The organism is Mycobacterium sp., assembly GCF_032162105.1.
GTDB lineage: Bacteria > Actinomycetota > Actinomycetes > Mycobacteriales > Mycobacteriaceae > Mycobacterium.
Genome location: NZ_JAVRPS010000121.1, coordinates 1 through 7,780 on the forward strand (window position 1 = coordinate 1; position 7,780 = coordinate 7,780).

At 64.9% G+C, this 7,780-nt stretch carries 8 protein-coding genes and 1 pseudogene; 5 read left to right on the forward strand and 4 right to left on the reverse strand.

Features of this window, described 5'->3' with window-relative positions; genetic code table 11:
• On the reverse strand, positions 1 to 2,948 hold a 2,948-nt coding region (locus QOC69_RS06070; RefSeq protein WP_526437390.1), incomplete at its 3' end, for an MMPL/RND family transporter.
• A 536-nt stretch (positions 2,949 to 3,484) separates the two neighbouring features.
• Between QOC69_RS06070 and QOC69_RS06075 the strand changes: the two genes are divergently transcribed.
• Both QOC69_RS06075 and QOC69_RS06080 read left to right on the forward strand, forming a co-directional pair.
• Entirely contained in the window at positions 3,485 to 4,213 is a 729-nt protein-coding gene (locus tag QOC69_RS06075; RefSeq protein ID WP_526437392.1) for a GAP family protein, read from the forward strand.
• A 25-nt stretch (positions 4,214 to 4,238) separates the two neighbouring features.
• Positions 4,239 to 4,418: pseudogene (locus QOC69_RS06080) on the forward strand (glycosyltransferase family 2 protein); the annotation flags it as partial.
• On the opposite strand, the gene QOC69_RS06085 reads toward QOC69_RS06080, so the two are convergent.
• On the reverse strand, positions 4,349 to 4,540 hold the full coding sequence (locus QOC69_RS06085; RefSeq protein ID WP_526437401.1) for a hypothetical protein: 192 nt from the start codon (positions 4,538 to 4,540) through the stop codon (positions 4,349 to 4,351). The pseudogene QOC69_RS06080 and the gene QOC69_RS06085 overlap by 70 nt on opposite strands.
• A gap of 60 nt (positions 4,541 to 4,600) precedes the next feature.
• Positions 4,601 to 5,029: a hypothetical protein gene (locus QOC69_RS06090; RefSeq protein ID WP_526437403.1), complete on the reverse strand. Its 429-nt coding sequence runs from the start codon at positions 5,027 to 5,029 to the stop codon at positions 4,601 to 4,603.
• Between QOC69_RS06090 and QOC69_RS06095 the strand changes: the two genes are divergently transcribed.
• Positions 4,999 to 5,991 carry an LLM class flavin-dependent oxidoreductase gene (locus QOC69_RS06095; RefSeq protein ID WP_526437394.1) on the forward strand — a complete coding sequence of 331 codons (993 nt, stop codon included), beginning with the start codon at positions 4,999 to 5,001 and terminating at the stop codon, positions 5,989 to 5,991. The genes QOC69_RS06090 and QOC69_RS06095 overlap by 31 nt on opposite strands.
• A gap of 47 nt (positions 5,992 to 6,038) precedes the next feature.
• The gene (locus QOC69_RS06100; protein WP_526437396.1) at positions 6,039 to 6,374 is read left to right on the forward strand and encodes a nuclear transport factor 2-like protein; all 336 of its coding nucleotides are present in this window, start codon (positions 6,039 to 6,041) and stop codon (positions 6,372 to 6,374) included.
• A gap of 40 nt (positions 6,375 to 6,414) precedes the next feature.
• Here the strand turns inward: QOC69_RS06100 and QOC69_RS06105 are convergent, their stop codons facing one another.
• Entirely contained in the window at positions 6,415 to 6,684 is a 270-nt protein-coding gene (locus QOC69_RS06105; protein WP_526437398.1) for a hypothetical protein, read from the reverse strand.
• 143 nt (positions 6,685 to 6,827) lie between these two features.
• Here QOC69_RS06105 and QOC69_RS06110 point away from each other — a divergent pair, with 143 nt between their 5' ends.
• On the forward strand, positions 6,828 to 7,691 hold the full coding sequence (locus tag QOC69_RS06110; RefSeq protein ID WP_526437400.1) for a polysaccharide deacetylase family protein: 864 nt from the start codon (positions 6,828 to 6,830) through the stop codon (positions 7,689 to 7,691).
• Positions 7,692 to 7,780 lie beyond the last annotated feature (89 nt).

A 7,780-nucleotide genomic window follows, 5' to 3' on the forward strand; every position in this document is an offset into this window, starting at 1 on the left:
ATGGCAGGCACGGTGATGGTGCGCACCACGAACGTGTCCAGCAGCAGGCCGACGCCGATGATGAAACCGACCTGCACGACGTTGCTGATGCTGCTGGCCGTCAAGCCGAACATCGACGCCGCGAAGACGAGGCCCGCCGACGTGATCACCCCACCGGTCGATCCGACGGTGCGTATGACGCCCGACCGGATGCCGCGACCCACCGCCTCCTCACGGATCCGCGAGATCAGCAGCAGGTTGTAGTCCGCCCCCACCGCGACGAGAACCAGGAACGCCATGCCCGGCACGTTCCACGAAAGCTGTTGCCCCAGAATGAATTGGAAGAAGACCACCCCGATACCCACGGCGGACACGTATGACAGGATCACCGAGGCAACCAGGTAGATCGGCGCGATCAGCGAGCGCAGCAGCAGCACCAGGATCAGGAACACGACGATCAGCGTGACGATGATGATCCACTCGACGTCGGCGTTGTAGTAGTCGCGAATGTCCCTCTGCGCCACCGAGAATCCCACCATCGAGACCTTGGCGTTTGCCAACGTGGTGTTGGGCTGCGCGCCCTGCGCGGTCTTGGTGATCTCCTGCACCTGATCCATCGCCGCCGTGCTGAACGGATCGAGCCCGGTCTGCACCAGGTAGCGCGCGGTGTGACCGTCCGCGGAGATGAACAGCGTCGCGGCCTTCGTGAACTCCGGCTGGGTGAGGATCTCCGGCGGGATGTAGAAACCCGACATCGGCGGATCCGGCCCATCGCGCTTCATCGCCAGCAGGAACGCCGATGCCTGGTCCATGCCCGAGCCGATGTCCCGCGTCCTGTCGACGAGCGTCTGGACGCCATCGGCAAGCTGGCGACTGGCATCCGCGAGCTGGGTGACTCCGTCCTGCGCGCTGGTGAGCTGCTGCTGGATGCTGGCCGGATCGGCGACGCCGAGCTGCTGCGCCGCCGCGGTCGCGTCATCGAGAGTCGTGCCGAGCCCGGGAACCACTTCGTCGAGCGTCTGGGCCCCGGTCGTCGTCTCGAGTTTCTGACCGAGATCGGACAGTTTGGTCAGCGTTCCGTCCTCGTACGCGGTGACGACCTTGTTCAAGTCGTCGCGCGATGCGACGCAGCGCGGGTCGAGATTGCACAGCGGATTGCCGTTGAGCACGTTGACGAGCGGATCCGCCCACGCATAGATGCCCGAGATCTTGGAGACGTTGTCGTCGAGCTGCTTACCGAGCGCCCGCATGTTGGCGACCAGGCCGGAGGAATTGTCGACGTCGTTGAGCGACTTGCTCCCGCCGACCTTGGTCTGCATGGCCGAAAGTGCGCTCACCAGGCTCCGGACCGGGAGGATGGCACCAACGACCTTGCTCTTGACGTCACCGAGGACGTCGGCCATTTGGTGGGCTCCCCCGCTCAACCGGTTCAGATCCGAATCCCCGGCCTGGATCTGGGTCGACCCGTCGAGCAATCGGTCACCGACCTCGCCCACCTGGAAGCTGGTCTTGGCCTGCTCGAGCACGTCGCCGGTCGGTCTGGTGATGCCCCGCACCAGATCGATGCCGGGAAGTGCGCTGACCCGATGCGCCAGCTGCTCCAGATCGGCCAATGCCCGTGGCGTACGCAGGTCGACGTTGGGAGCCTTGACGAGGAGGAACTGCTGCAGCGTGCTCGCGACCGGGAAGTGCGCATCCATCGCCGAGTAACCGCGGTTACTCGAAGCATCGGCCGGCAACGTCTTGCGGTCGTCGTAGTTGTACTTGGCCAACATCATGGTGGCCGCCAGCGAGATGAGGATGACGAGGCTCACCGCGAGGTGAATCCTGGGCCTGCGCGCGATGTGCACACCGGAGCGGCGCCAGAACCGGCCGGTCATGTCCTTGCGCGGCTTGATCCAGCCCCTGCGCCCGGCCAGCACGATCAGTGCGGGCAGCATCGTGATCGCCGCGAAGAAGCCGATCGCGATGGTGACCGTCAGGGCGGGACCGATCGTCTGGAAGATGCCCAGATTGGTGAAGGCAAGACCGAAGAAGGTGATGGCGACGGTGGCGGCCGACCCCATGACCACAGCGCCGATCGAACTGAGTGCGGCGACGAGGGCATCGTCGGACGACATGCCCGACCGCACGCACTCGTGGTAACGACTGAAGAGGAACACCGCGTAGTCGGTCCCCGCGCCGAGCATCATGCCGGTCATCAGTACGAGCGTCTGCGGTCCGAGCGGAAGGCCGACCAGACCCAGCGCCGCCACGACCTGCTGCGCCACGACCAGGGACACCCCGATCGTCGCCAGCGGCAGAAGCATCGCGATGACGTTGCGATACACGATCAACAGGATCGTCAGAACCATTGCCACGGTGACGATCTCGATGATGTGCTGGTCTTCCGCACCAATCGTCGTGAGGTCGTCGAACGTCGCCGCCGGGCCGACCACGTTAGCGGTCAGGGTCGTGTTCGCCGTCGTGTCCTTGACGATCTTCACGACGTCTCGATAGGCCTCCTGGCCCACGCCGGTGCCCATGATGCCGGTGAGATTGACCGGCATCTGCCAGGCCTTGTTATCGGTGCTGGTGACCGCCTGCTTCACCTCCGGCAGGTGAACCCAGTCCTGCGTCGTGGCCACGTGGGTGTCGCCGCGCAGGTTGTCGACCAGCCTGCGATAGGTGGCCTCGTCGTCGGGGCCCAGCCCGTTCTCGTTGCTCAGGATGACGACGGCGAGGTTGTCCGAGCTGGCCTCGTTGAACGCCTGCTTCATCTCGTTGCTCGAGATCAGGACGGGAGAATCGCTCGGAAAGAAGGGTGGTTGCTTCCGCGCCGCGACTTCGGGCATCGGCGGAATCGTCAGGAACAGGATGATCGCCAGCGCGACCCAAGCGACGATCATCAGAATCGGATGACGGACGATGAGCCTGCCCAAGGCGGGAAATCCCCGTCCCGAAGTCAGCTTCGTGACGGTGCCAGTCATACCGGTCATGGCACGGCCACGACGCCAGCGCCGGCCTCGGGTCTGGTCAGCCGCCTCGTCGTGCGCCGGCGTCTCCAGCGCCTCGTCGTCGGCGGGGGGACATGCGCAGTCGTCGGCGGGGGGACATGCGCATGGGACTGTCGCCTCGGTCGGGCCGAGTTCGCTACGGTGCTGTGCAACCTCCGCCGTACTCATCATCCGCCAAAGTAGCCATTCGAACATGTATTGGGTAGTTATTGCTTTCCCAAAATTACGCGCCGAGCATACCGAAGGCTGAGTTTTCTGGCTGAGAACGTGATGCGGGATCATAGCGAGGAATAGCTAGCTGGCCAAACAGTCCAACAATGGCGTGATTCCACGCCGCCGGTACCTGCGCCCCCCAGCACCCGCGTCCGTGGTCGCCGCGGTCTGTCCGTGCCGGGCTGTCGTAGCTGGCCGGGCTCTTGACGTCAATTCGCTACGTAGGGCGCGAGATTCGCCGCAGCCTAGTACTGTTCGGAGGAATGTGGGCCGCCGTGGTTTTCGTCGGGTTCGGCATGGCGCTGGACCCGCTGCGGCTAGGACTCGTCGCTGTATTGCTATCGCGACGTAGGCCTATGCAGAATTTGGCGGCTTTCTGGCTCGGCGGAATGTTTGCTGGAATCGCCTTTGGATTGGTAGTTCTGGTAATTTTCCGGGATGCCGCGCTAACGGCCATTGAAAATGTGGTCTCGGCGATGAGCGATGTGAGATCTGCGGTCGTCATCCTCGACGGTGGGGGGCTCAAGATCACCCTCGGTGTGTTCTTCCTGATGCTCCTGGCGGGCCTGGTGGCTCGTCAACGGGCACGGCAACGGGTGCAGGTAGGGATCAGCAGCGGCGACGGCGACGGGTCCTCGGTCATGGTGGCGCAGCGCCCACCGAACATATTCGCGCGAATGGCCGCCTTCAGCCAGAACATGTTGGAGCGCGGTGGGCCTTGGCCTGCGTTCCTGGTGGGACTTGGATCGGCGACGCCGCCTGTCGAGTGCGTCATGGTCCTGACCATCATCATGGCGTCGGGACACGCCATCGAGACGCAGCTGATGGCATTCGTCGTGTTCATCGTCCTGGTGCTTGCGCTCCTCGAGCTTCCGCTGCTCATGTACCTGCTGATGCCGCGGAAGACCGAAACGATGATGCTGCGACTGGACGGCTGGTTGCGCGCGCATCGTCGGCGGATCTTCGAAATCTCGCTCGCCGTGACCGGGGTGGTGCTCCTGGTCCAAGGCGTCGGCAGCCTCTAGGTCCCCTCTGATGGCGTATTCGGTGATGGACCCGAATGAGGCGAACGAATTGCCGATGAACCCGCCCATCACGGTGTGCGTGCCGATGTACAACAACAGCGCCACCATCGAACGTTGTCTACGGAGCGTCCTGGATCAGGAGGGCGTCGAGTTCGAGATCGTGGTCGTTGACGACGATTCGTCGGACGAGAGTGCCGCGATCGCCACGCCGACGGCCGGTAATGCGTTGGCCGCCAGAGGGTTCAGACCGCCCAGCGCCGCGTTGATCAGGCCGTCGATTCCGCCGAGGCCAGCTCCGCCCAGGATGCTTGACAGCAACTTGAACACTCGGGTGAGGACATTCGGCGTGCCAGGCGTGGGACTGCCGCTGAAGAGCTCCTTCTGGAATCACTTGACGAACAGGTTGACGATGTCGCCGGGTACCTGCCCCCAGTCGACGTCGGGGAACGACATGAAGGCAGTGGGATCGCCTGCCTGATCGAGTGTCCTCACGTGTGTGCCATCGGGCATTCTGACGGCGTCGGTGTAGCCAAGGTTGACGAGGCTGGTCAGCGCGGGCGCGAGCGCATTGGCCAACGTGCCCAATGGGTTCGGGAACGCACCCAAGGTCAGCATGTTCGTCAGATCGGTGAGCAGATACAGGGGTTCGAACAGGGGCAGGCTGTTGGCCGGAACCGTGAGGTACAGGTTCAACGTCAGCGGGTCTGTGCCGATCCTGGCGAGGATGTCCGTGAGCTGCCAGAAGCGTCGTTGGCCGCAGCTGAAGCCCGGGTAGCGTCCCGAGGATGGACATCTCGTGTGCCTTCGCAACATCATCCGATACTCCGGCGCATGTGGAGATCGCCGAGGAACTCGGCTACCGGCGAGCGTGGTTGTACGACTCACCGGCCATCTACCCCGATGTCTGGATGGTGCTCAGCCGGTGCGCAGAGCGCACATCGCGGATAGGCCTCGGGCCGGGCGTTCTCGTTCCTAGCCTGCGTCATCCGATGGTGAACGCCGCGGCCATCGCCGAACTCGCGGGCCAAGCACCTGGACGGGTGGCGGTCGCGATCGGCTCAGGATTCTCCGGACGGCTGGCGCTGGGCACGCGGCCGATGCCGTGGCGGCAGGTCGCCGATTACGTCCGATGCCTGAAGGCGCTACTTGCCGGCGAGACCGCGGTATGGGAGGGGGCGACCATCCGCATGCTGCACCTGCCAGGCTTCGGGGCCGAGCGACCCATTGACGTGCCGATCCTGATCGGCGCCGACGGCCCCAAGGGACTCGCCGTCGCAGCCGAACTCGGTGACGGCGTGTTCTCCGCCGCGGTACCCCAACCCGACGCCGCCCAAGTCGCCGACTGGCGAGCACTGCTGACGTTCGGCACAGTGCTCGACGAGGGTGAGGACTTGACGTCGCCGCGCGCGATCGACGCCGCCGCTCCGGCGGCGGTCGTCCTCTACCACGCGACGTACGAGCGCGGCGGGGCTGCGGTCGATGCGCTACCGGGCGGACAGGGTTGGCGCGAGGACATCGAGGCGTTCCCCGAACGCGAGCGGCACCTGGCCATCCATGCCGGGCATCTGGTCAAGGCCAACCCACGGGACGAACCGCACGTCGCCGACCTCGTCCCATTCGCCAGTTCCTTGGCATTGACCGGCACGGCTGGCGAGTTACCGGAGAAGATCACGGGACTCGCCGCCCTGGGAGTCACCGAGCTCGTGTACCAGCCGGCCGGAACCGACATCGAGCGCGAGCTCCGCGCCTTTGCCGCCGCCGCAGGCCTTTCGGGCTAGTCACGCCATTTGACTCTCCCCCTGGAGGAGGCTGCAGATTTGGCGGCATGCAAACACAATCTCCCGAGCGATATGCCCGACTCATCGATCGCTACTTCCACCTCGCACCACTGTCCGATACCGATGCCTACTTCGCGCAGTTCGACGCCGACGCGACGGTTGAAGACGAGGGCCACGAGCACCATGGGGTGGACGCGATCCGCGCCTGGCGCAGTGAGGTTCCCATGGTCATCTACGAGGTCCGCCACATCCGGAGCGACGACGGAATGCACGTCGCGCGGGCCGAGATCGCCGGAGACTTTCCCGGAAGCCCCGTCGAACTCGACTTTCACTTCACCTTCACCGCCGATGAGCGGATCAAGTTCTTGGCGATCAGGGCCTAGGTGTAGTGACCGCGTTGTGCGATCTCATGCCAACTGCGGGCTAGGGGCACCAGGTGATGTGCCCAAACGGACCCGTGACGCAGCCCCACCCCGGCCCGTTGTCCCAGCCTCGACCGTTGTCCCAGCCTCCACGGTTGTCCCAGTAACCACCACCGCCGTCATGGTCCCACCGCCCGCCATGGTCTAGCGCCCACCCGGTATCGGCGGGTGCAGGTGGGGCGGCACTCGCGGTGCCCGCGCCCAGTCCAACGGCGCTGAACCCCAGCGCGCCGACCATCGCGGCTCCTGCCGCAATCTTCTTCAGATTCATTGCGAAACTCCCTTCCCAACCCCCTGTGAGTTTGCAGCGTTAGCTAGGCTAAATTCATTCCCGCGGTCGGCGATTTGGTTTGAACCGGCCGCCATCGCTGGAGCCAACCTCGCCTACGAGCTGATCACGCTTATGGTCGACGAATGAGTCAAATACCTTGGCCCGATGGTAAAACCGCGGCAGCGGCCTTCACCTTCGACGTGGACGCCGAGTCGGCCGTGCTGTGGAACAACGAAGCCGTCGGTGCCCGGATGAGCGTGATGAGCCACCAGGCCTACGGTCCGCTGGTCGGCGTGCCCCGCATCCTGGACCTGCTGGAGCGACACCAGATCGCCTCGACGTTCTTCGTGCCCGGTCATACCGCCGACCGCTACCCCGACGCAATCCGCAGCATCGTGGCCGCTGGGCACGAAATCGCCCACCACGGCTATCTGCACGAGCAGCCCACCACGCTGACCCTCGAGCAGGAGATCGATGTGCTCGACCGGGGTCTGGCTGCCCTTGCCGACGTCGCCGGGGTGCGGCCATCCGGCTACCGGGCGCCGATGTGGGACCTGTCGTGGCGCACCCCGGCGCTGCTGGCGGAGCGCGGCTTCCTCTACGACTCGAGCCTGATGGACTCCGATCATCCCTACGAGCTGGCGATCACACCCGGCGCCGACCAGTCGCTGGTCGAAATCCCGATCCAATGGGCGCTCGACGACTGGGAGCAATACTGCTATCTGCCCGACATTTCCGGCAGCGGGCTGATCGAGAGCCCGCGCAAGGCGCGCGAGATCTGGCAGCTGGAGTTCGACGGCCTGCGAAGGGCCGGCGGCTGCTGGGTGCTCACCAACCATCCGTTCCTGACCGGGCGGCCGTCACGCGCCGCCGAACTGGACGACCTGATGCGCTACGTCCTCGATCACGACGACGTGTGGACCACGAATCTCGCCACCATCGCCGAACACGTTCGGACACTGCAGCTTTCGCCGCGCTCCATCACACAGCCCGATGTGCCCCGCTGACGCACGATGCACGTCCGACGCTGGCCGACCGCGAACTCTTACCGGCCCCGGTCGTGCTGCTCGGGCGTCTCGTAGGGATTGACTTCCAC